Genomic DNA, 23802 nt, shown 5'->3' with positions numbered 1-23802 from the left:
TCCGCCAAGACCGGCACTCCCGAAGCGACGTGCGTTCCGCTCGGCGGACAGGTGGAGCGCTGTCCGGCCTACGAGGCAGACATCCCCCAAAACAAAGGCCCGCACAAGGCGGGCCTTTGGGCCTGATTCAGAAGCTCTCCCGGTTTGGCCATTGCCAGAGCCGGGGGTCCTGCAGGGGTTCCCCGCCCGGCTCAGGCAACCGGACGGAGCCCGTCAAAAAAGCCGGTTGAGGCCGTCGAACGCCGCCACCCGGTAGGCCTCGGCCATGGTCGGGTAGTTGAAGGTGGTGTTGACGAAGTACTTGATGGTATTCGCCTCGCCCTTCTGGTTCATGATCGCCTGGCCGATGTGCACGATCTCCGAAGCCTGATAGCCGAAGCAGTGCACGCCGAGCACTTCCAGCGTTTCGCGGTGGAAGAGGATCTTCAGCATGCCGACCGGCTCGTAGGAGATCTGCGCACGGGCCATGCCCTTGAAGAACGCCTTGCCGACCTCGTAGGGAACCTTGGCCTGCGTCAGCTCGCGCTCGGTCTTGCCGATGGAGCTGATCTCCGGAATCGTGTAGATGCCGGTCGGCACGTCGTCGACGAAGCGCCAGCTGTCGTTTTCCATGATGCTGCCGGCGGCCGAGCGACCCTGGTCATAGGCCGCGCTGGCCAGCGACGGCCAGCCGATCACGTCGCCGGCGGCATAGATGTTCGGCACCTGGGTGCGGTAGTGCTCGTCCACCTGGATCTGGCCACGGCTGTTGGGCTTGATGCCGATGTTCTCCAGGCCCAGCTTGTCGGTGTTTCCGGTACGGCCGTTGCACCACAGGAAGGCGTCGGCCTTGATCTTCTTGCCGGACTTCAGGTGCAGGATCACCGCATTCTCGGTGCCCTCCACCCGCTCGTACTCCTCGTTGTGGCGAATGATCACGTTGTTGGTGCGCAGGTGGTAACTCAGCGCATCGGAGATCTCGTCATCCAGGAAGTTGAGCAACTGGTCACGGGTGTCGACCAGATCGACGAGCACGCCCAGGCCACTGAAGATCGACGCATATTCGGTGCCGATCACGCCGGCGCCGTAGATGATGATCCGGCGCGGGGTGTGGGTCAGCTTGAGAATGGTGTCGCTGTCGTAGATGCGCGGATGGTTGAAGTCGACATCCGCCGGACGGTAGGGACGCGAGCCGGTGGCGACAATGATCTGCTTGGCCACCAATCGCTCGACCGCGCCGTTCAGGCAGACCACCTCGATGCAGTGCTCATCGGCGAAACTGGCCGTGCCGAAGAAGGTGGAGATGCGGTTGCGCGCGTAGTAGCTGGTACGCGAGGTGACCTGCTTGCCGATCACCTTCTCGGCGCTCTTCAGCACATCCTGGAAGGAGAACCAGCGCGGCTCGCCAATCTGGCGGAACAGCGGGTTGGTGTTGTATTGCATGATCTGGCGCACCGAATGACGCAGCGCCTTGGAGGGAATGGTGCCCAGATGGGTGCAGTTGCCGCCCACCAGCGGACGCTCGTCCACCACCGCGATCTTGCGCCCCGAACGCACCGCGTTCATTGCCGCGCCTTCACCCGCCGGACCCGTGCCCAGCACCACTACGTCGAAGTTGTAGACCGCCATGTGTACTCCTCAAAACGCGCCGGGGCGGCACGCGGTCGCCCACGGCAATTGCCCTGCGCCGCGCGCCGGGCCCTTGTCTGTCCCGGCCGGGCCGGGGTACGGCGCCCAGGGCGCCGGTTTGCATCAGCGCCGGGTGGCGTCGTAGGCCAGATCCGTCTTGCCGGCGTCTTGCGCCTTTTCGGCGTTGACCTCTTCGCATTTCTGCCGGTCACCGCCGCAGATGGAGCACTCCTTCTCGATACCCAGCGCGGCGATGCCGCCGCAGGAACCGGCGATTGGTTTGCGCCCGGCGAGCACGCCGACGGACATGCCGAGCACCACCAGCAGAAGAACGATGAACGTGATAAGCCAGGTCATGGCTGTACTCCTTGCGCCGGGAACAGCGCATCGAATGCGGGGCTGCCTGTGGAGACGAAGCCCTCTGCCGCACGGGTCACGAACAGCGCGGCGACATGATGGTCCTGCGCATAGGCCAGGCCCTCCTCGGGCCCGAGCACCATCAGCAGGGTGGACAGGCCGTCGGCCTCCATGGCCGAGGGCGTCACCACGGTGACAGCCGCCAGTGTATGGGTTATCGGCGCGGCCTGGCGAGGATCGAGGGTGTGCGAATAACGACGCCCGTCCTGCTCGAAGTAGTTGCGGTAATCGCCCGAGGTGGACACCGAAAGCCCATCGAGCTCAACGATGCGCTGCACCGCGCGGACATCACTCTGCGGCGCCTCGATGGCGATCCGCCAGGGCGCCCCGTCCGGCTTGCGGCCCTGGGCCTTCAGCTCGCCGGTGACTTCCACCAGATAACTGTTGGCACCCTGCGCCTGCAGCAGCTGCGCGATACGGTCCACCGCCTGGCCGGCGGCGATACTGTTGAAATCCACCTGCACCGCGTCACGGGCCTTGCATAGCTGTCCATCGCGAACCTCCAGCAGCCGGTAGCCGTACTGTTCGCGCGCCGCGTCGATCTCCGCCGTATCAGGCACACGCTGGCCGCGCGACTTCGGACCGAAGCCCCAGAGATTCAACAGGGGCTCCAGGGTCAGGTCGAAGGCCCCCTCGCTGCGGTGCGACAGCTCCAGGCCATAGCGAGCCAGCTCGAGCACCGGCGCGGGCATGGCCTGACAACCAGCCGGACCGTTGTTGAAGGCTTCGATCAGGGAATCGCTGCGATAGGTAGACACCTGCCGGTCGATCTCGGCGAGCAGTGCATCAACCTCCTTCTGCAAGGCTTCCGGGTGCGGCACGCCGCTGCCGCGCACGTACTTGACCGAATAGGTGCTGCCCATGGTCGGGCCGCCGAAGGTTTCCACGCTTTCGGAAAACAGGCAGCCCGTCAGGGCTGCCGCCGAAGCGACAGCGATGACGGGCTGCAGGACAGCTCGAAGACGCATGCTAGCCGCCGAAATCGTCGAGCAGGATGTTCTCCGGTTCGACGCCGAGGTCGGTCAGCATCTTGATCACCGAGGCGTTCATCATTGGCGGGCCGCACATGTAGAACTCGCAGTCCTCGGGAGCGGCATGGCTCTTGAGGTAGTTCTCGTACAGCACGTTGTGAATGAAGCCGGTGTAGCCGGTCCAGTTATCTTCCGGCAGCGGGTCGGACAGCGCCAGGTGCCAGGTGAAGTTCGGGTTCTCTTCGGCCAGCTTGTTGAACTCGTCCACGTAGAAGGCTTCGCGCATGGAACGGGCGCCATACCAGAAGCTGATCTTGCGCGTGGACTTGAGGCGCTTGAGCTGATCGAAGATGTGCGAACGCATCGGCGCCATGCCCGCGCCACCGCCGATGAAGACCATCTCGTTGTCGGTGTCCTTGGCGAAGAATTCGCCGAAGGGTCCGTACACGGTGATCTTGTCGCCCGGCTTGAGGCTGAACACGAAGGAGGACATCTTGCCGGCAGGAATGTCGTCACGACCGGGCGGCGGCGAAGCAATACGGATATTGAACTTCACGATGCCCTTCTCTTCCGGGTAGTTCGCCATGGAGTACGCGCGGATCACGGTCTCGTCGACCTTGGACACGTAGCGCCACATGTTGAACTTGTCCCAGTCGCCGCGGTACTCGGGCTGGATGTCGAAGTCCTTGTAGGCGACGGTGTGCGGCGGGCATTCCAGCTGCACGTAGCCACCGGCGCGGAAGTCCACGTTCTCGCCTTCCGGCAGACGCAGGGTCAGCTCCTTGATGAAGGTGGCCACGTTGGGGTTGGACTCCACCGTGCATTCCCATTTCTTCACGCCGAAGACTTCTTCCGGCACTTCGATCTTCATGTCCTGCTTGACCGGAGTCTGGCAGGACAAGCGCCAGCCGGCGGTCGCCTCGCGGCGGGTGAAGTGCGAGGCCTCGGTGGGCAGCATCTCACCACCGCCACTCTCGACGATGCACTTGCACTGGGCGCAGGTACCGCCGCCGCCACAGGCCGAGGACAGGAAGATGTTGTTGGCCGCCAGGGTCTGCAACAGCTTGCCGCCGGCCGGAACGGTGATGGTCCGCTCGCCGTTGATTTCGATATTGACGTCGCCGCTGGAAACCAGCTTGGCGCGCGCCGCCAGGATGATCACCACCAGTGCAAGCACGATGGCGGTGAACATGCCGATGGCAAGGAAGATTTCGTAGTTCATCTGATCATCCCGTCCTTACAGCTGCACGCCGGAGAAAGACATGAAGCCCAGCGACATCAGGCCGATGGTGATGAAGGTGATGCCCAGTCCCTGCAGCCCTTCCGGTACGTCGCTGTACTTGAGCTTCTCGCGGATACCCGCCAGCAGCGCAATGGCCAGCGCCCAGGAGAAGCCCGAGCCGACGCCGTAGACCACGCTCTCGGAGAGGTTGTAGTCGCGCTCCACCATGAACAGGGTGCCGCCCATGATGGCGCAGTTCACGGTGATCAGCGGCAGGAACACGCCGAGGGCGTTGTAGAGCGCCGGCACATACTTGTCGAGCAGCATCTCGAGGATCTGCACGATGGCGGCGATCACCCCGATGTAGCTGAGCAGGCCGAGGAAGGACAGGTCCACCTCGGGCAGTCCGGCCCAGCTCAGCGCGCCTGGCTTGAGCAGGTAGGCGTAGATCAGGTTGTTGGCCGGCACGGTGATGGCCTGCACGACCACCACGGCGACGCCCAGGCCGATCGCCGTCTCCACTTTCTTGGAGATGGCGATGAAGGTGCACATGCCGAGGAAGAACGCCAGGGCCATGTTCTCGACGAACACCGCCTTGACGAACAGGCTGATGTAATGCTCCATCAGAACGCCTCCTTGTTGGACACTTGCGGGGCCATCGTGAAGGACGGTTTCTCGACCTGCTCCTTCTTCCAGGAGCGCAGCGCCCAGATGATCAGACCGATCAGGAAGAATGCCGACGGCGGCAGCAGCAGCAGGCCGTTGGGCAGGTACCAGCCACCGTCATTGATCACCGGGATGATGGTGTAGCCGAACAGCTTGCCGGCACCGAACAGCTCGCGGATCACGCCCAGCACGATCAGCATGGCGCTGTAGCCCAGGCCGTTGCCGATACCGTCGAAGAACGACAGCAGCGGCGGGTTCTGCATGGCGAACGCTTCGGCGCGACCCATCACGATGCAGTTGGTGATGATCAGGCCGACGAACACCGACAGCTGCTTGGACAGCGAGTAGGCGTACGCCTTGAGCACCTGATCCACCACGATCACCAGCGAGGCGATGATCACCATCTGCACGATCATGCGGATGCTGCTGGGGATCTGGCTGCGGATCATCGAGATGAACAGGTTGGAGAAACCCGTCACCAGGGTGAGCGCAATGGACATCACCAGCGCGGTCTTGAGGTTGGAGGTAACCGCCAGGGCCGAGCAGATGCCGAGGATCTGCAGGCCGATGGGGTTGTTGGCGAAGACCGGATTGAACAGGACTTCCTTGATGGTGGGTTGCGACATGCTCACGCCTCCCCTGCACGAAGTTTGGCAATAAAGGAACCGAAGCCGTTCTCACCCAACCAGAAATGCAGCAGGTTGTTCACGCCGTTGCTGGTCAGGGTGGCGCCGGCCAGGCCGTCGACCTGGTGCATCGCCTTCGGGCTCTGTGCGTCGACGTTGCCCTTGACGATCTGCACGGCCAGGTTGCCGTTCTCGTCGAACAGCGACTTGCCGAGCCACAGTGATTTCCACTTGGGATTGTCGACTTCGCCGCCCAGGCCGGGGGTTTCGCCGTGCTGGTAGAAGCCGAAACCGGCCACGGTGTTCAGGTCGCCTTCCACGGCGATGAAACCGTACAGGGTCGACCACAGGCCGTAGCCACGCACCGGAAGCACCAGGGTCTGCAGTTCACCTTCGCTTTCCACCAGGTACACGGTGGTGTAGCGCTCGCGGCGCTTGATCGAGGCGATGTCCTGCTGGCCCGGCAGGGCCTTGGACAGTTGCGGATCCTTGGCGGCCGCCAGCGGGTCGAAGCTGGTCGGATCCAGTTCGTCGGTGAAGGTGCCGGTTTCCAGATCGACGACCCGCGCGGTGATGCGCTGCGCGTACAGGTCACGCACCTGACGGGCACTCATGCCCGCCTCGCCCAGACCGGCGATGGACAGGATGCTGCGCTGCTTGTCGAGCTGGCGGTTGGCTTCCTGGGTCGGGCGCAGGGCCACGGCGGCGCCGGCGACGAACACCGAGCAGACCAGGCAGACCAGCAGGGCCACCGTCAGGGTGCGAGCGGTGGATTCTTTCTGATTAGACATTGCGTGCCAGCCTCCGCTTGATGTTGGCCTGAACGACAAAGTGGTCGATCAGCGGTGCACACAGGTTGGCGAAAAGGATCGCCAGCATCATGCCTTCGGGGAAGGCCGGGTTGACCACGCGGATCAGCACCACCATCAGACCGATAAGGATGCCGAACACCCACTTGCCGGTGTTGGTCATGGACGCCGACACCGGGTCGGTGGCCATGAACATCATGGCGAAGGCGAAACCACCGGTGACCAGGTGCCAGTACCAAGGCATGGCGAACAGCGGATTGGTGTCCGAACCGAGGGCATTGAACAGGGTGCTCAGCGCGATCATGCCGATCATCACGCCGGCGACGATGCGCCAGGATGCGATCTTGGTCAGCAGCAGCACACCGCCGCCCAGCAGGATGGCCAGGGTGCTGGTCTCGCCGATCGAACCGTGCATGAAGCCGAAGAAGGCGTCGCTCCAGGTCAGGCCCTGGGCGGTGATCGCCTCGATGCCACCCTGGGCGCCGAGACTCAGCGCGGTGGCGCCGGCATAGCCGTCGACCGCGGTCCAGACCGCATCACCGGAGATCTGCGCCGGGTAGGCGAAGAACAGGAAGGCACGACCGGCGAGCGCCGGGTTGAGGAAGTTCTTGCCGGTACCGCCGAACACTTCCTTGCCGATCACCACACCGAAGCTGATGCCCAGCGCCACCTGCCAGAGCGGAATGCTCGGCGGAACGATCAAGGCGAACAGCACGGAGGTGACGAAGAAGCCTTCGTTGACCTCGTGCTTGCGGATGGAGGCGAACAGCACTTCCCAGAAGCCGCCGACGATGAAGGTCACCGCGTAGATGGGCAGGAAGTAGGTAGCGCCCTGGACGAAGTTGTCCCACAGGCTGTTCGGGTCGAACCCGGCCAGCATGCCGGTCAGCGCAAAACGCCAGCCTTCCTGCGCCGCCAGCAGCTCGGGGCTCTGGGCGAAGATCAGGTTGGCCTGGTAACCGACGTTCCACATGCCGAAGAACATGGCCGGGAAGGTGCACAGCCACACCGTGATCATCATGCGCTTGAGGTCGATGCCGTCACGCACGTGAGCGGTGGTGCGGGTCACGCTGCCGGGGCGGTAGAAGAAGGTGTCGATCGCTTCGTAGAGCGCGTACCACTTCTCGTACTTGCCGCCTTTTTCGAAGTTGTGCTCGATCTTGTCGAGGAATGCGCGAATACCCAAGGCTTAGCCCTCCTTCTCGATGCGAGTCAGGTTGTCCCGCAGGATGGGGCCGTACTCGTACTTGCCGGCGCACACATAGCTGCACAGCGCCAGGTCTTCCTCATCGAGTTCCAGGCAGCCGAGCTTCTGTGCGGTTTCGGTATCGCCGACGATCAGGGCGCGCAGCAACTGGGTCGGCAGGATGTCCAGCGGCATCACTTCCTCGTAGTTGCCGACCGGCACCATGGCGCGCGGGCTGCCGTTGGTGGTGGTGGTGAAGTTGAACAGCTTGCTGCCCATCAGCTTGGACACGAAAACGTTCAGTACCGAGTGCTTGTTCACGCCGGCACGCAGGTAGTGGAGCATTTCGCGCTCCTTGCCTTCGGCCAGGCAGGAAACCTGCTGGTGGTAGCGACCCAGGTAGGCCAGTGCGCCATGGGCGGTACGGCCACCGAACACCGAGCCGGAGATGACCCGGGAATTGCCCGGGTTCAGCTGACCGGCGGTCAGCTCGTCCAGATGCGCGCCCAGACGGGTACGCAGCAGACGCGGTTGAGTCACGACCGGACCACCCAGGGCCACCACGCGCTCGACGGACAGTTCACCGGTGGTGAACAGCTTGCCGATGGCAATCACATCCTGATAGCCGATGGTCCAGACGCTCTTGCTGGCGCTCACCGGGTCCAGGAAGTGCACATGGGTGCCGGCCAGACCGGCCGGGTGCGGACCGGCGAAGGCCGCGGTGTGCACATTGGCCAGGCTCTCGCCCGGCAGCTGCACGCCTTCGGCCTTGCACAGCTGCACCTTGGCCAGGCGCGCCAGCACCTGCAGCCCCTGAGCAAAGGCATCGGCCTGATCGGCGATGACGACCTGCGGATCGGCAGCCAGCGGATGGGTGTCGATGGCAGTGACGAAGATGGACGAGGGAACGGCGTCGACGGCAGGCACCTTGCTGTACGGACGAGTGCGCAGCGCCGTCCACAGGCCGGACTGCTGCAGATTCTCGCGAACCTGCGCGTCGCTCAGCTGTCCAAGCGCTTCAACCGGGTAATGAGCGAATCGCACTGCTTCATCGCCGTCCAGGTCGATGACCACGGACAGCAGGACGCGCTTCTCGCCCCGGTGAATCGCGCTGACCACGCCGGCACCCGGCGCGGTGTAGATCACGCCCGGGTTCTTCTTGTCAGAAAACAGCTCTTGACCCAGCTTGACACGATCCCCGACCTGAACAGCCATGGTCGGTTTCATGCCGTGGTAGTCGGGCCCCAGCAGCGCGACGCTGCGCACCGGCCGAGCCGGCTCGATGCGCTGCGCCGGAGCGCCGGCGATGGGCAAATCAAGCCCACGTTTTATTCTGATCATCAGGATGCCTAACCAGTAGTTGAAATTTTCGCTTCGGCAATCCCTGCGCATTGGACCAAGGTCCAATTGCCGACGAAAGGAAGTTTCGTCGCATGCACAAAGTCTGCCGAACCCCTAAAAAATCCGGCCGATTATAAGGACGCACCCTACAAAATGGCCACCGGGATGGCGCTATTTTCTTGATCCAAAACAGTCAACCCGTCGAACGGGGGCATATTGCCGCAGCGCACAGGCGCATGCGAAAGCAGCCCCTCGGCCGAGCGAAGCTGAGCGCGCACGCCCCAGCAACGGACCGCAAATGAAAAACGGGAGCCGAAGCTCCCGTCCTTGTGACGCCCGCGAAGCGGTTAGCGCGGGAAGGCCGGCGGGTTGACCCCAGCCATGTCTTCCATCACGCGCACCACCTGGCAGCTGTAGCCGAACTCGTTGTCGTACCAGACGTACAGGACGACACGGTTCTCGTTGCAGATGGTCGCTTCGGCGTCGACCACGCCGGCATGGCGCGAACCGACGAAGTCGGTGGACACCACTTCCTGGGACTGCACGAAGTCGATCTGCTTCTGCAGCTCCGAGTGCATGGCCATCTGGCGCAGGTACTCGTTGATCTCCTCGCGGTCGGTGGCCTTTTCCAGGGTCAGGTTGAGAATGGCCATGGAAACGTTCGGCGTGGGCACGCGGATGGCGTTGCCGGTCAGCTTGCCCTTGAGCACCGGCAGGGCCTTGGCGGCAGCGGTGGCTGCGCCGGTCTCGGTGATCACCATGTTCAGCGGAGCGCTGCGACCACGGCGGCTGCCCTTGTGGAAGTTGTCGATCAGGTTCTGGTCGTTGGTGTACGAGTGAACGGTCTCGACATGGCCATGGACGATGCCGAACTTGTCATAGACGGCCTTGAGCACCGGCACGATGGCGTTGGTGGTGCAGGAGGCCGCGGAGACGATCTTGTCTTCGGGGGTGATTTCGGCATGGTTGATGCCATGCACGATGTTCTTCAGCGCACCCTTGCCTGGGGCAGTGAGGATCACGCGATCCACGCCCGGGCACTTCAGGTGCTGGCCCAGGCCTTCGGCGTCACGCCACTTGCCGGTGTTGTCCACCAGCAGGGCGTTCTTGATGCCGTACTGGGTGTAGTCCACCGAAGACGGATCGTTGGAATAGATCACCTGGATCAGGTTGCCGTTGGCGGTGATGGTGTTGTTTGCCTCGTCGATGACGATGGTGCCGTCGAACGGACCATGCACCGAGTCGCGACGCAGCAGACTGGCGCGCTTGGCCAGGTCGTTCTCGGCGCCCTTGCGCACGACGATGGCGCGCAGGCGCAGGCCGTCGCCGCCACCGGTCTTCTCGATCAGGATGCGCGCCAGCAGGCGGCCGATACGACCGAAGCCGTACAGCACCACATCGGTGCCTTCGCGCTTCTCGCCGCGCTTGTTGGCCAGGCTGGCCAATTCTTCGCGCACGAAGGTGGCCAGGTCGGTGCCGCCGGCTGCCTTGTACTTGGCGACCATCTTGCCCAGGTCGACCGACGCCGCACCCAGGTTCATCTCGCTCATGGTTTTGAGGATGGTGTAGCTGTCATGCACCGACAGCTCGTCTTCGCCGCTCAGGCGGTGACGGGCAAAGCGGTGCGCCTTGAGAATGGCGATCACCGAACGGTTGATCAGGCCGCGACCGAAGATCGAGGTCACCACATTGTTGTTGCGGTAGAGCTGACCGATCAGCGGAATCATGGCCTCGGCCAGAGCTTCGCGGTCGATCCACTCACCAAGACATTGGTCGGGCTTCTGAGTCACAGGCAGTACCTTCGCTACATGTAGGACGGAAAAAAAGGGGCTACATTATGCCGGCGAGCCACGGACGGGGCAATCGGCAGCCGTTTCGAGGCACCAGTGTAGCCCTCCCGGCGCGCCGCACTTGCAAACCGACGGCATCCACGGTGCCTGCCTCGGCTCGGCACGTTACAATTGCCGACTTTCGTTCCCCGATCCGAGTCGCCCGTGTCCGTACTGCGTCTTCCGACCCTGCCGTCCGCGGCAGGCAAACAGCACTGGGGCAACCTGCCTGGCGCCGCCCTGTCCCTGGCCATCGCCGAGGCCGCCAGCGCGGCCGGCCGGCGCCTTACCCTGCTGCTGACTCCCGACAGCCAGAGCGCAGAGCGCCTGAAGGAAGAACTCGCCTTCTTCGCGCCAACCCTGCCGGTGCTGCACTTCCCCGACTGGGAAACCCTGCCCTACGACCAGTTCTCGCCGCACCAGGACATCATTTCCCAGCGCATCGCCACCCTCTACCGGCTTCCGGAGATCCGTCACGGCATATTGGTGGTGCCGGTCAACACCGCCCTGCATCGCCTGGCGCCGACCCGCTTCCTGCTCGGGCGCAGCCTGGTGCTGGACGTGGGCCAGCGCCTGGATGTGGAGGACATGCGTGGTCGCCTGGAAGCCGCCGGCTATCGGTGCGTGGAAACCGTCTACGAACACGGCGAGTTCGCCGTCCGCGGCGCGCTGCTGGACCTGTTCCCGATGGGCAGCGACACGCCCTACCGCATCGACCTGTTCGATGACGAGATCGAGACCTTGCGCACCTTCGACCCGGAATCCCAGCGCTCGGTGGACAAGGTCGAATCGATCCGCCTGCTGCCGGGCCGCGAGTTCCCGCTGGACAAGAAGTCGGTCACCGATTTCCGCGGCCGTTTCCGCGAGCGTTTCGATGTGGATTTCCGCCGCTGCCCGATCTATCAGGACCTGAGTACCGGCATCACCCCAGCGGGCATCGAGTACTACCTGCCGCTGTTCTTCGAGGAAACCTCGACGCTGTTCGACTATCTGCCCGAAGACACCCAGGTATTCTCTCTGCCGGGCATCGAGCAGGCCGCCGAGCAGTTCTGGCTGGACGTGCGCAACCGCCATGAGGACCGCCGCCTGGACCCCGAGCGCCCCGTCCTGCCGCCGGCCGAACTCTTCGTTCCCGTGGAGGACTGCTTCGCCCGCCTGAAGCGCTGGCCCCGCGTGGTCGTCGACAGCCAGGACCTGCAAACCGGCGTCGGCCGTGAGCGCTTTCCGGCCCGGCCGCTGCCCGATCTGGCGCTGCAGGCCAAGGCCGCCGAGCCGCTGGCCGCGCTGCGCCGCTTCCTTGAGGAGTATTCCGGCCGCGTGCTGTTCAGCGCCGAGACGGCAGGCCGTCGCGAAGCGCTGCTGGAGCTGCTCGGCCGCCTGAAGCTCAAGCCCCGCGAGGTGAATGGCTGGGTGGACTTCCTGGCCAGCGGCGAACGGCTGAACATCTGCATCGCGCCGCTGGACGAGGGGCTGCTGCTCGACGACTTGGCGCTGATTCCCGAAAGCCCGCTGTTCGGCCAGCGCGTCATGCAGCGTCGGCGCCGGGAGAAGACCCGCGACCACGGCGACAACGTCATCAAGCACCTCACCGAACTGCGTGAGGGCGCCCCGGTGGTGCATATCGATCACGGTGTCGGCCGCTATCAGGGTCTGGTCACCCTGGACTATGACGGCCAGAGCAACGAGTTCCTCGTCCTGCAGTACGCCGACGACGCCAAGCTGTATGTGCCCGTCACCAGCCTGCACCTGATCGCCCGCTACACCGGCAGCGACGAGGCACTGGCCCCGCTGCACAAGCTCGGCTCCGAACAGTGGCAGAAGGCCAAGCGCAAGGCCGCCGAGCAGGTGCGCGATGTGGCGGCCGAGCTGCTGGACATCTATGCCCGTCGCGCGGCCCGCAAGGGCTATGCCTTCAAGGACCCTGCCGCCGACTACGAAACCTTCAGCGCCGCGTTCCCGTTCGAGGAAACCGTCGACCAGGAAGCGGCCATCGAGGCGGTACGCCACGATATGCTGGCCAGCAAGCCCATGGACCGCCTGGTGTGCGGTGACGTCGGCTTCGGCAAGACCGAGGTGGCCATGCGCGCCGCCTTCATCGCCGTGCACAGCGGCAAGCAGGTCGCCGTGCTGGTGCCCACCACCCTGCTGGCCGAGCAGCACTACAACAGTTTCCGCGACCGTTTCGCCGACTGGCCGGTGCGCGTCGAAGTGATGAGCCGCTTCAAGTCAGCCAAGGAAATCGCCGACGCCGCCGCGCTGCTGGCCGAGGGCAAGGTGGACATCGTCATCGGCACCCACCGGTTGCTGCAGAACGACATCCGCTTCAAGAACCTGGGCCTGCTGATCATCGACGAGGAACACCGCTTCGGCGTGCGCCAGAAGGAACAGCTCAAGGCGCTGCGCAGCGAGGTGGACATCCTCACCCTCACCGCCACGCCGATCCCGCGTACCTTGAACATGGCGGTGGCCGGCATGCGCGACCTGTCGATCATCGCCACGCCGCCGGCGCGTCGCCTATCCGTGCGCACCTTCGTCATGGAGCGCCAGCCGGCAGTGATCAAGGAAGCCCTGCTGCGGGAACTGCTGCGCGGCGGCCAGGTGTACTTCCTGCACAACGACGTGAAGACCATCGAGAAGTGCGCCGCCGAACTGGCCGCGCTGGTGCCCGAGGCGCGCATCGCCATTGGCCATGGGCAGATGCCCGAGCGCCAGCTGGAACAGGTGATGAGCGACTTCTACCACAAGCGCTTCAATGTGCTGGTGGCCTCGACGATCATCGAGACCGGCATCGACGTGCCCACCGCCAATACCATCATCATCGAGCGCGCCGACAAGTTCGGCCTGGCCCAGCTGCACCAGCTGCGCGGCCGGGTCGGCCGCAGCCACCACCAGGCCTACGCCTACCTGCTTACTCCGCCGCGCCGGCAGATGACCGAGGACGCGCAAATGCGCCTGGAAGCCATCGCCAACGCCCAGGACCTGGGCGCTGGCTTCGTGCTGGCCACCCACGATCTGGAAATCCGCGGCGCCGGCGAACTGCTCGGCGAGGGCCAGAGCGGGCAGATCCAGGCGGTGGGCTTCACCCTGTACATGGAAATGCTCGAACGCGCGGTCAAGGCCATCCAGAAGGGTGAACAGCCGAACCTCGACCAGCCGCTGGCGAGTGGCACCGAGATCAACCTGCGCGTCCCGGCGCTGATTCCGGACGACTACCTGCCGGATGTGCACGGTCGCCTCATCCTCTACAAGCGCATCGCTTCGGCGCCGGATGAAGACGCCCTCCAGGAACTGCAAGTGGAGATGATCGACCGCTTCGGGCTGCTGCCGGAGCCGGCCAAGTACCTGATCCGCCAGACACTGTTGAAACTGCAGGCCGAGAAACTGGGCATCCAGAAGATCGACGCCGGTCCGCAGGGCGGGCGCCTGGAGTTCTCCGCCAATACCTGCGTCGACCCGCTCACACTGATCAAGTTGATCCAGAGCCAGCCGAACCGCTACAAGTTCGAAGGCGCTACCCTGTTCAAGTTCCAGGTGCCCATGGAGCGCCCGGAAGAACGTTTCAATACGCTCGAGGCCCTGCTTGAACGCCTCGCTCCACAACCTGCCTGAAGGACCCGCCCGATGCGCTTAATCCGTCCCTTCGCCCTGCTGCTGGCCCTGCTGGCTCCGCTGGCCCAGGCGCAGACCGCGCCCGCCACCGAAAGCACCGGCCCGGTGCCCTACCATCTGGAAGTGGTGCTGTTCCGCCAGGGTGAACCCATCGCCAGCGGCCAGCCGGCCCCGGAGGACTGGACTCGCAATGCCGACCTGCGCGCCAGCGATCTGCGCGCCAGTACGCGGCTGGACGCGGAAGTGGCCAAACTGACACCGGAGAACGGCTACGAGGTGCTGATGCACCGCGCCTGGCGCCAGACCCTGGGCCCGACCGCCACCCGCGTGGCGATCGGCGAAGGCGAACCGCAGCTGGGCCAGTATCCGGTGCAAGGCACCTTGCGCCTGCGCCTGGATCGCCTGGTAGAAATGCAGGCCGAGCTGTGGGTCAACCAGCTGAATGAAGGGCAGATCGTGCAGAGCGAGCAGATCAAGCAGAACCGCCGCCTCAAGCCGGGCGAGCTGACCTTCGTGGATGGCACCAGTCTGGGGCTGCTGGTGCGTGCCACGCCGGAATAAGGCGGTCCGGCCCGCACGAAGCCTGTAGGGTGGGCAACGTTTTCCTTGCCCACCATCGCGCCGGCACGGCGCGCTTGCGGCCAGAACAGCGCTGACCGCACTACAACCCTGCCACCACCTGTAGCATCGAGGGTGGGACGGCCCCTAGTGAAAAGTCGCTACACCAATCCCGCACTACGAAGTTCGCTCAGCGCCTTCAGCCAGCGCGGCCGCTGCTTGTATTCGCAGGTCGCGTAACCACGGCCGCGCATGCTGGCCAGGCGCTGCGGCGCCTGAACCCGCAAGCGCTGCAAGGCGGACAAGGCCAGCTCCGCCGCGGCCCGGTCATTGCACACCAGCCCCATGTCGCAGCCTGCGGTCAGTGCCGCCTCGATGCGTGCCGCCGCGTCGCCTGCCACGTGGGCGCCGGCCATCGACAGGTCATCGCTGAAGATCACACCCTTGAAGCCCAGCTCGCCGCGCAGGATGTCCTGTAGCCAGCGACGCGAGAACCCGGCCGGCTGCGGATCCACTTCCGGGTAGATGACATGCGCCGGCATGACCGCCGCCAGGTCTTGCGCCAGCCGGGCGAAGGGCTGCAGATCGCAGGCGCGGATCTGTTCGAGGCTGCGCCCGTCTCGGGGGATGGCCACGTGGGAATCGGCTTCGGCCCAGCCATGGCCGGGGAAGTGCTTGCCAGTGGCGGCCATGCCGGCCTGGCGCATGCCACGAATGAAGGCACGTGCCAGCCGGGCCGCCCGCTCCGGGTCACTGCCGAAGGCGCGATCGCCAATCACCGCGCTGTGGCCGTGATCCAGGTCCAGCACCGGAGCAAAGCTCAGATCCAGACCGACCGCCAGCACCTCGGTGGCCATCAACCAGCCGCAGTGCTCGGCCAACGGCTCGGCCCGGGCGCACTCGGCGATCCGGCGCATGGCCGGCAAGCGCACGAAACCCTGGCGAAGACGCTGCACCCGCCCGCCCTCCTGGTCCACTGCCAGCAGCAGGTCGGGACGCAGGGCGCGGACCGCGGCAATCAGCTCGCGAACCTGACGCGAACATTCGATGTTGCGGGCAAACAGAATCAACCCGCCGACCTGCGGCTGGCGCAGCAGTTGGCGATCCTCGGCGGTCAGCCAGGTGCCGGCGATGTCCAGCATCAGGGAACCCTGCAAAACAGTGCTCACGGAAAAATCCTTATGACAATGGTGCACCGGCCCACTGTGGACACGGCGCTTCGTCGATACGCACCGGGCAGTAGGCCGGCACGCGGGGAAACAGCTTCAGCAGGTCACGGTTGCGCAAGCGTACGCAACCGTGGGACCCGGGCACACCCAAGGGCTCGCAGTCCGGCGTGCCGTGCAGATAGATGTAGCGACGGAAGGTATCCACTTCGCCCAGCCGATTGCGTCCTGGCTCACAGCCGCTGAGCCAGAGAATCCGGGTCAGGATCCAGTCGCGCGCCGGGAAAGAGGCATGCAGTTCCGGCGTCCAGATTTCGCCCGTCCAGCGCCGACCGCGCAGCACCGCACCCTCCGGCAGACCCTCGCCGATCTTCGCCCGCACGTAATGAAGGCCGCGCGGCGTGCAGCCGCTGTTCAGCCGCTCACCCGCTCCGTTGAGCGCGGTGGAAACCGGCACGCGCAGGCACAGCACGCCGTCAGCGAAGCCATACAGGCACTGATCGGCGAGCGAGATATGCAGGAAGTCGAGAGCAGGCATGGCATGACGGCCCGGAAACAGGCCGCTAGCTTAGCGCATGCCTACGTGGAGCCCAACCGCCCGGCGGTCAGGCCTTGGCGGGCGCATTGCCGGATTTGCTGCGCGGCTTGAGCTGAGCCGCCATCAGGTTCGGATCGGTGAGACCCGTGTCGGCGCGCGCGCCAGCGGCCAGGAACGGAACCATCATGCGCATCACCTGTTCGGTGGAGGTATGCACGCCGTAGTCGTTCTCCGCCATGGCGCGCAACGCCTTGATACCCGACATGCTGAAGGCCGCCGCTCCGAGCATGAAATGCACGCGCCAGAACAGTTCCAGCGGCGGAATCTTGGGCGCGGCCTCGATCACCAGCAGCATGTAGCGGCGAAACACCCGGCCATAGACCTCCTCCAGGTACTTGCGCAAATGGCCCTGGCTCTGGCTGAACGCCAGCCCCAGCAGGCGCATGAAGATCGACAGGTCATTGCCGCTACGCGGCTTCACGGCCAGTGCCTGCTCCAGCAGCAGCTCGAGCAGCTCTTCCAGTTCCGGTTTATGCTCCGGCAGTGCCTGTCGGCGATCCAGTTCCTTTTCCAGGCTGGCGCAGAATGGCCCGAGGAAGCGCGAGAATACCGCCTGGATCAGCGCCTTCTTGGAGCCGAAGTGATAGTTGACCGCCGCCAGATTGACACCGGCCTTGCTGGTGATCAGCCGCAGCGACGTTTCGGCAAAGCCCTTTTCGGCGAACAGCTGTTCCGCCGCATCCAGTATCCGCTCTACCGTTTCTGACTGAGCCATCGTCTTCATTCACCTGACAAACACTTGTTTGAAACATACGTTTTCGGTTGCGCCCAGTCAAGGCAACTTGCCGCAGGCATCGCAGCACTTGCGCACTTCGGCGATCGTCCGGGCGCCTGGTGATTGGCGAGCGGCAAAAACACTGTATATAATCCCAGCCACTGGATAAATACACAGAGGCTGGACATGCTGAAACTGACGCCCCGCCAAGCCGAGATTCTGGCCTTCATCAAGCACAGCCTGGAGCGCCACGGCTACCCGCCCACCCGCGCCGAGATCGCTCAGAAGCTGGGCTTCAAGTCACCCAACGCCGCCGAGGAACATCTCAAGGCCCTGGCCCGCAAGGGCGCCATCGAGATGATTCCCGGCGCATCCCGGGGCATCCGCATCCCCGAAGGCGAGCAACAGGAAAGCGACGAGGGCTGCCTACCGGTCATCGGCAGGGTCGCGGCAGGCGCTCCGATCCTCGCCCAGGCGCATATCGAAGACACCTTCAAGCTCGATGCCGGCATTTTCAAACCGCGCGCCGATTATCTGCTGCGGGTCCGCGGCATGAGCATGAAGGACGCCGGCATTCTCGATGGCGACCTGCTGGCCGTTCACGCCACCCAGGAAGCCCGCAACGGGCAGATCGTAGTCGCCCGCCTCGATGAGGAAGTCACCGTCAAGCGCTTCAAGCGTGACGGCAAACACGTCTGGCTGCTGGCGGAAAACCCCGAGTTCGCCCCCATCAAGGTCGACCTCGAGCACCAGCAACTGACCATTGAAGGCCTCAGCGTCGGTGTCATTCGCCGCTAGCCGGCAAGGAGCTTCCCATGCAGTACCAGCAGCAGATGCCCGATCGTTTCCAGCCTTCCCTGTTCGATCCCCTGCTGCTGCCCCTTGGGGAAGCCAGCGAACCGGCGGAAGCCGCCGACCATGTCAGCGAACTGTCGCTGCGCGGCGCGGCCGGGCATTGCCTGAGCCTGCTGGGACCCATCCTGCGGGAACTGAGTCAGGCAGCGGATGCCCGCTGGCTGACACTGATTGCCCCGCCCTCGCCGCTCACACCGGCCTGGCTGCGCAGCGCTTCGCTGAACCGCGAACGCATTCTGCTGCTGCAGGCCCGGGACCGCCAATCAGCCTTCAAACTCGCCTGCGAAGCCCTGCGGCTGGGGCGCAGCCATACCGTGGTCAGCTGGCTGCCGCTGTCGGTTCAGGAAAGCCGGGCACTGGCCCGTGCAGCCCGCCAAGGCTGCGCACAGAGTCTGAACATACGCATGAGCTGAGCGGGTTCAGTGCAGAACCCGCGGGCCATCCGACTCGGGAAGCTCACCTTCGACCAGTCGACCGGCCATCTGCAGTCCGGCACTCAGCATGGCCTTGGCTACCTCGACGTGCTGCCCCTGCAGGAATTCGCGAGCGTCAGCGGAGAACTCCAAGGTCACCAGCGTTTCCTCGTCTTCGGCGCGGCGCAACGCGATTCGGCCATCAGGCAGTTCGACGATTTCCAGGAAAGCGGTCGGCATAATTTCGATCCCAGCGAGAGGGCGCGCATTGTAGCAGCCCGACAGACATTGCCCTAGTGGTCGGACGAAGGGCCGGGGATACACGGCGCTGTGGCCGTGGCCGCTCCTGCCAAGCCAGCCCTCAGCTGTCGACCATCGCCTCGCGAAAGCGCAGAGCCAGGGCTTTGAGCTCGGACTTCCAAAGCGTCAGCATCCCCGCATCGACAGGCAACGTCGATGGCGCGGCGCTGGTGACGATCAGCCCGTCGTTCTCGGCCGGCTTGCGCGGCGCCAGGGGCGGTACAAAGAGTGCAGCATGGGCTTCGCGCAGGGCGGACAGCCAGCTGTCGCCACGCGCCGCCAGCTGGCGCAGCTCCGCCAGTTCGGGGCAGTCGGCAGCAATGCCCAGCAGAGATTCCACCGCTGGCACATCGGCACCGGGCAGGCGATAGAAGCCGGCGATCTCCTGCAACAGACCGAGCAGTGCGCCGTGCAGGTGGAACAGCGCCGCCTCGCGCTCGGCCTGGGCACGACCCGCGGCATCCAGTACGGCGCTCTGTTCGGCTTCACGCAGCGCCTTGATGGCGAGGCCGGCGAAGTAGAGCTTCTGGTTGGTTCGGGTATAGCGTTCCTGGGCCACGACGGCGCCCTCCGGTAATCTGCGGTACGTGCCGCGGCCTGGGCCGCGGCCCTGTTCAGCGCTTGTCTTCGACCTTCCACTGCCCGTTGGCATAGAAGGCACGCCAGCCGGTGGGCTTGCCATCCACCTCGGACTGCACGTACTGCTCCTTGCTCTTGCGGCTGAAGCGGATCACCGCCGGACGGCCGTCCGGGTCACTGGGCGGCGCGGACAGCAGGTAATGGTGCTTGGGATCCAGCTCGGCCTTGTGCGGCAGCAGCTCCAGCACCAGCGGCGCGCGGGTCTCGCGGTTCTTGGGGAACTGGCTGGCGGCCAGGAACAGCCCCGAAGCGCCATCACGCAGCACATAGGTGTCGTTCACCTTCTCGCACTTGAGCTCCGGCATCGGAATTGGGTCGCTCTTGGGCGGCGCCGCCTCGCCGCTCTTCAGCAGCTTGCGGGTGTTCTTGCAGCTGGCGTTGGTGCAGCCGAAGAACTTGCCGAAACGGCCGGTCTTGAGCTGCATCTGGCTGCCACACTTGTCGCACTCCAGGCTCGGGCCTTCGTAACCCTTGATGCGGTACTGGCCCTGCTCGATCTCGTAGCCACTGCAATCCGGATTGTTGCCGCAGATATGCAGCTTGCGGGTTTCATCCAGCAGGTAGGCATCCATCGCCGTGCCGCATTTCGAGCAGCGATGCTTGTTGCGTAGCAGCAGGGACTCGGATTCCCCCTCGTCGTCCGCGGCGATCTCGTCGCCCGGCACCAGGTTGAGGGTGGATTTGCAACGCTCCTTCGGCGGCAGGCTGTAGCCGGAGCAACCGAGGAACACCCCGGTCGAGGCGGTGCGGATCATCATGGGGCGGCCGCATTCCTTGCACGGGATGTCGGTCAGCGTCGGCTGGTTGGCGCGCATGCCGCCCTCGCTGGCCTCGGCGCGGGCGAGCTGCTGGCTGAACCGGGCATAGAAGCTGTCCAGGAGGTTCTTCCAGTCGCGCTCACCCTGGGCCACATCGTCCAGGCGCTCTTCCATGCCAGCGGTGAAGCCGTAGTCCATCAGATCGGCGAAGCTCTCCGACAGGCGATCGGTGACCACATCGCCCATCTTCTCGGCGTGGAAGCGACGGTTGTGCACGGTGACGTAGCCGCGTTCCTGAATGGTAGAAATAATCGCCGCATAGGTGGACGGCCGGCCGATGCCGCGCTTCTCCAGCTCCTTGACCAGGCTGGCTTCCGAGAAGCGCGCCGGCGGCTTGGTGAAGTGCTGGCTGGGGTCGAGCTTGAGCAGGTCGAGCGTTTCGCCCTCGGCCATATCCGGCAATACATCGTCTTCGCCCGGCTTGCTCTGTTGCGGCAGCACGCGGGTATAGCCATCGAACTTGAGGATGCGGCCCTTGGCGCGCAGTTCGAAATCGCCGGCGGCCACGCTGACGGTCGTCGACAGGTACTGGGCGGGCGGCATCTGGCAGGCCACGAACTGGCGCCAGATCAGTTCATAGAGACGCTCGGCGTCGCGCTCCATGCCCGACAGCTGGTTCGGACGCAACTGGACATCGGAAGGACGAATCGCCTCGTGCGCCTCCTGGGCGCCCTCCTTGCTGGAATAGAGGTTCGGCTTTTCGGGCAGGTACTTCGAGCCGTACTCGGCCTCGATGAAACCGCGCGCCATGGCGATGGCGTCCTGCGACAGGTTGGTCGAGTCGGTACGCATGTAGGTGATGTAGCCCGCCTCATAAAGGCGCTGAGCCATCATCATGGTCTTCTTCACACCGAAGCCCAGGCGGTTACTGGCCGCCTGCTGCAGCGTGGAGGTAATGAACGGCGCGGAGGGCTTGCTGGAGGTTGGCTTGTCCTCGCGCTTGGCGATGCGATACGCCGAGCGCTTGAGGCGCTCCAGGGCGGCCATGGCCTGCGCCTCGTTGACCGGCTTGAACGCCTCGCCCTGTTCGCGCACGACTTCGAAACGCACCTTGTCCTGTCGCGCCGTGCCGAGGTCGGCATGGACTTCCCAGTACTCTTCCGGGACGAAGGCGCGGATTTCGCGCTCGCGCTCGACCACCAGCTTGACCGCCACCGACTGCACGCGACCGGCGGACAGGCCACGGGCGATCTTGGCCCACAGCAGGGGCGAGACCATGTAGCCGACCACGCGGTCGAGGAAGCGGCGTGCCTGCTGGGCATTGACGCGGTTCAGGTCCAGCTCGCCGGGGCTGGCGAAGGCTTCCTGGATGGCCTTCTTGGTGATCTCGTTGAACACCACGCGCTTGTAGCGGCTGTCATCGCCGCCGATGGATTCGCGCAGGTGCCAGGCAATGGCCTCCCCTTCGCGGTCCAAGTCGGTTGCGAGGTAGATGGTGTCGGCATCCTTGGCCAGGCGCTTGAGCTCCTCGACCACCTTTTCCTTGCCGGGCAGGATTTCGTACTGGGCTTTCCAGCCGTGCTCCGGATCGACACCCATGCGGGCGAACAATTGCCGCCGGGCCTTCTCCTTGGGCGAGAGGGTCGCGCCTTCGGCAGCGGCCTTGCCGCGCTTGGCCGGCTCCTTGGCGGCGCTCGAGCCGCTGGTCGGCAGGTCGCGGATGTGGCCGATACTCGACTTCACAACGTACTGGCTACCCAGATACTTGTTGATGGTCTTGGCCTTGGCCGGTGATTCCACGATGACCAGCGATTTACCCATGGGTTGGAGAATTCCTGACAAATAAATAAAGGAAGGGGCCGCCTTGCGCGGAACCGCTATATATAGTGGCGATCACGCCAAGGTCAAGCTGCCGGCGTCAAGGCTCCAACTCCGGCTTGAGTCCGATCAAGGGCGGCTCTTCCCGCACCAGCGCGAAGCGCGGCAGGCGCTCGCCATTCAGATCGACCGTTTCGCAGAACATGCGCAGAGGCCGGATCCACAGGCCGTATTCGCCGTACAGCGCCTGGTAAATCACCATTTCCTCTTCGTTCTCCGAATGGCGGGCCACACCGAATACCCGATATTCATGCCCCTTGTAGTGGCGATACACGCCAGTCGTTATGCGCATCGATACCACTCCGATAACATAGGATGCATTTGCGTCAGCAGGTATCGGCAGCCGCGCTGAAAACCACACCCGCTTTTTGCACCGACAAACCAAAAAAGAAAACCGGGGCACGAGGCCCCGGTCTTTTCGATCCCGTTCGCTTAGACGCGTTCGAAGACCGTGGTGATGCCCTGGCCGAGACCGATACACATGGTCGCAACGCCGAGGGTGCCACCGTTCTGCTTCATCACGTTCAGCAGGGTGCCGGAGATACGGGCACCGGAGCAACCGAACGGGTGACCCAGTGCGATGGCGCCGCCATTCAGGTTGACCTTCTGGTCCATCTTGTCCAGCAGCTTGAGGTCCTTCAGCACCGGCAGGGCCTGGGCTGCGAAGGCTTCGTTCAGCTCGACGTGATCGATGTCGTCCATGCTCAGACCAGCGCGCTTGAGCGCTTTCTGGGTGGACGGCACCGGGCCGTAGCCCATGATCGCCGGGTCGACACCGGCCACCGCCATGGCGCGCACCACGGCCATCGGCTGGATGCCCAGGTCCTTGGCGCGCTGGGCGCTCATCACGATCATGCAGGACGCGCCGTCAGTGATCTGCGAGGAGGTACCGGCGGTCACGGTGCCACCCTTCGGGTTGAATGCCGGCTTCAGCGAAGCCAGGCCTTCGTAGGTGGTTTCCGGACGGATGGTCTCGTCGAAGTCGAACACCTTCAGGAAGCCGTTCTCGTCGTAACCTTCCATCGGGATGATCTCGTCCTTGAACTTGCCTTCCTGGGTGGCGGCCCAGGCGCGCTGGTGAGAGCGCACGCCGAACTGGTCCTGGGCCTCACGGCTGATGCCGTGCATCTTGCCCAGCATTTCGGCGGTCAGGCCCATCATGCCCGAGGCCTTGGCGGCGTACAGGGACAGCTGCGGGTTCGGGTCCACGCCATGCATCATGCTGACGTGGCCCATGTGCTCCACCCCGCCGACCACGAACACGTCGCCGTTGCCGGTCTGGATCGCCTGCACGGCGGTGTGCAGGGCGCTCATGGAGGAACCGCACAGGCGGCTGACGGTCTGGCCGGCGCTGGTGTGCGGGATCTGGGTCATCAGCGACGCCATGCGGGCGATGTTCCAGCCCTGCTCCAGGGTCTGGTTGACGCAACCCCAGATCACGTCCTCGACCTCGGCCGGGTTGATCTTGTCGTTGCGCTCCAGCAGTTTGCTGATCAGGTGCGCCGACATGGTCTCGGCGCGGGTGTTGCGGTGCATGCCACCCTTGGAACGGCCCATCGGGGTGCGGCCGAAGTCGACAATGACGGCGTCTCTCGGATTCAGACTCATATCTCTATATCTCGCTCTGTTCTGTCCGCA

Annotated in this window: 22 protein-coding genes; 4 read left to right on the top strand and 18 right to left on the bottom strand. The window is 64.5% G+C overall.

The features are described 5' to 3' along the window. Positions 1-213: 213 nt before the first annotated feature. The 10 genes from sthA to SF06_RS13600 all read right to left on the bottom strand — a co-directional run bounded on the left by sthA (position 214) and on the right by SF06_RS13600 (position 10636). Entirely contained in the window at positions 214-1608 is a 1395-nt protein-coding gene (gene sthA / locus SF06_RS13645; RefSeq protein WP_027589326.1) for a Si-specific NAD(P)(+) transhydrogenase, read from the bottom strand. 123 nt (positions 1609-1731) lie between these two features. Continuing rightward, positions 1732-1965 (bottom strand): (Na+)-NQR maturation NqrM, encoded by a 234-nt coding sequence (gene nqrM, locus SF06_RS13640; protein WP_027589325.1) that lies wholly within the window; start codon positions 1963-1965, stop codon positions 1732-1734. Next, positions 1962-2993 carry an FAD:protein FMN transferase gene (locus tag SF06_RS13635; RefSeq protein WP_027589324.1) on the bottom strand — a complete coding sequence of 344 codons (1032 nt, stop codon included), beginning with the start codon at positions 2991-2993 and terminating at the stop codon, positions 1962-1964. Before SF06_RS13635 ends, nqrM begins: the two co-directional genes overlap by 4 nt. Position 2994: 1 nt before the next feature. Next, entirely contained in the window at positions 2995-4218 is a 1224-nt protein-coding gene (gene nqrF, locus SF06_RS13630; protein WP_027589323.1) for an NADH:ubiquinone reductase (Na(+)-transporting) subunit F, read from the bottom strand. A gap of 15 nt (positions 4219-4233) precedes the next feature. Then, the gene (nqrE, locus tag SF06_RS13625) at positions 4234-4842 is read right to left on the bottom strand and encodes an NADH:ubiquinone reductase (Na(+)-transporting) subunit E (protein ID WP_027589322.1); all 609 of its coding nucleotides are present in this window, start codon (positions 4840-4842) and stop codon (positions 4234-4236) included. Next, on the bottom strand, positions 4842-5516 hold the full coding sequence (locus SF06_RS13620; RefSeq protein ID WP_175444378.1) for an NADH:ubiquinone reductase (Na(+)-transporting) subunit D: 675 nt from the start codon (positions 5514-5516) through the stop codon (positions 4842-4844). Before SF06_RS13620 ends, nqrE begins: the two co-directional genes overlap by 1 nt. Further along, on the bottom strand, positions 5513-6301 hold the full coding sequence (locus tag SF06_RS13615) for a Na(+)-translocating NADH-quinone reductase subunit C (RefSeq protein WP_039562063.1): 789 nt from the start codon (positions 6299-6301) through the stop codon (positions 5513-5515). Before SF06_RS13615 ends, SF06_RS13620 begins: the two co-directional genes overlap by 4 nt. Continuing rightward, positions 6294-7505, bottom strand: coding sequence for an NADH:ubiquinone reductase (Na(+)-transporting) subunit B (locus SF06_RS13610; RefSeq protein WP_027589319.1), 1212 nt, complete (start codon positions 7503-7505; stop codon positions 6294-6296). Before SF06_RS13610 ends, SF06_RS13615 begins: the two co-directional genes overlap by 8 nt. A 3-nt stretch (positions 7506-7508) precedes the next feature. Further along, positions 7509-8846 carry a Na(+)-translocating NADH-quinone reductase subunit A gene (locus SF06_RS13605; RefSeq protein ID WP_039562061.1) on the bottom strand — a complete coding sequence of 446 codons (1338 nt, stop codon included), beginning with the start codon at positions 8844-8846 and terminating at the stop codon, positions 7509-7511. Between the two features lie 347 nt (positions 8847-9193). Then, positions 9194-10636, bottom strand: a complete 1443-nt coding sequence (locus SF06_RS13600; RefSeq protein ID WP_027589317.1) for a glyceraldehyde-3-phosphate dehydrogenase — start codon at positions 10634-10636, stop codon at positions 9194-9196. Positions 10637-10840: 204 nt separating this feature from the next. Between SF06_RS13600 and mfd the strand changes: the two genes are divergently transcribed. Both mfd and SF06_RS13590 read left to right on the top strand, forming a co-directional pair. Continuing rightward, complete coding sequence (gene mfd, locus SF06_RS13595) at positions 10841-14284, top strand: transcription-repair coupling factor (RefSeq protein ID WP_039562059.1); 3444 nt, start codon at positions 10841-10843, stop codon at positions 14282-14284. A 12-nt stretch (positions 14285-14296) separates the two neighbouring features. Then, the gene (locus tag SF06_RS13590) at positions 14297-14845 is read left to right on the top strand and encodes a CsiV family protein (RefSeq protein ID WP_027589315.1); all 549 of its coding nucleotides are present in this window, start codon (positions 14297-14299) and stop codon (positions 14843-14845) included. A gap of 158 nt (positions 14846-15003) precedes the next feature. On the opposite strand, the gene nagZ is transcribed toward SF06_RS13590, so the two are convergent. From nagZ to SF06_RS13575, 3 genes are all read right to left on the bottom strand, one after another. Beyond that, entirely contained in the window at positions 15004-15999 is a 996-nt protein-coding gene (gene nagZ / locus SF06_RS13585; protein ID WP_139326734.1) for a beta-N-acetylhexosaminidase, read from the bottom strand. A 22-nt stretch (positions 16000-16021) separates the two neighbouring features. Continuing rightward, positions 16022-16546 (bottom strand): L,D-transpeptidase, encoded by a 525-nt coding sequence (locus SF06_RS13580; protein ID WP_039562055.1) that lies wholly within the window; start codon positions 16544-16546, stop codon positions 16022-16024. 67 nt (positions 16547-16613) lie between these two features. Beyond that, entirely contained in the window at positions 16614-17321 is a 708-nt protein-coding gene (locus SF06_RS13575) for a TetR/AcrR family transcriptional regulator (RefSeq protein ID WP_027589312.1), read from the bottom strand. 186 nt (positions 17322-17507) lie between these two features. On the opposite strand from SF06_RS13575, the gene lexA reads away from it, so the two are divergent. Beyond that, the gene (gene lexA, locus SF06_RS13570) at positions 17508-18119 is read left to right on the top strand and encodes a transcriptional repressor LexA (protein WP_039562054.1); all 612 of its coding nucleotides are present in this window, start codon (positions 17508-17510) and stop codon (positions 18117-18119) included. A 17-nt stretch (positions 18120-18136) separates the two neighbouring features. Continuing rightward, a complete protein-coding gene (gene sulA / locus SF06_RS13565; RefSeq protein ID WP_039562053.1) occupies positions 18137-18589 on the top strand; it encodes an SOS-induced cell division inhibitor SulA in 453 nt (150 codons plus the stop codon). A gap of 6 nt (positions 18590-18595) precedes the next feature. Here the strand turns inward: sulA and SF06_RS13560 are convergent, their stop codons facing one another. The 5 genes from SF06_RS13560 to fadA all read right to left on the bottom strand — a co-directional run bounded on the left by SF06_RS13560 (position 18596) and on the right by fadA (position 23772). Next, positions 18596-18829 (bottom strand): hypothetical protein, encoded by a 234-nt coding sequence (locus tag SF06_RS13560; RefSeq protein ID WP_027589309.1) that lies wholly within the window; start codon positions 18827-18829, stop codon positions 18596-18598. A 121-nt stretch (positions 18830-18950) separates the two neighbouring features. Continuing rightward, entirely contained in the window at positions 18951-19448 is a 498-nt protein-coding gene (locus SF06_RS13555; protein WP_039562052.1) for a DUF6586 family protein, read from the bottom strand. A 55-nt stretch (positions 19449-19503) separates the two neighbouring features. Further along, a complete protein-coding gene (gene topA / locus SF06_RS13550) occupies positions 19504-22107 on the bottom strand; it encodes a type I DNA topoisomerase (protein ID WP_039562051.1) in 2604 nt (867 codons plus the stop codon). A 97-nt stretch (positions 22108-22204) separates the two neighbouring features. After that, entirely contained in the window at positions 22205-22456 is a 252-nt protein-coding gene (locus SF06_RS13545) for a DUF1653 domain-containing protein (protein WP_027589306.1), read from the bottom strand. Between the two features lie 140 nt (positions 22457-22596). Continuing rightward, positions 22597-23772 (bottom strand): acetyl-CoA C-acyltransferase FadA, encoded by a 1176-nt coding sequence (gene fadA, locus SF06_RS13540; RefSeq protein WP_027589305.1) that lies wholly within the window; start codon positions 23770-23772, stop codon positions 22597-22599. Positions 23773-23802: the final 30 nt, after the last annotated feature.

This window comes from Pseudomonas flexibilis, assembly GCF_000802425.1.
Classification (GTDB): domain Bacteria; phylum Pseudomonadota; class Gammaproteobacteria; order Pseudomonadales; family Pseudomonadaceae; genus Serpens; species Serpens flexibilis.
This window is presented reverse-complemented; position numbering and strand designations above follow the sequence as displayed.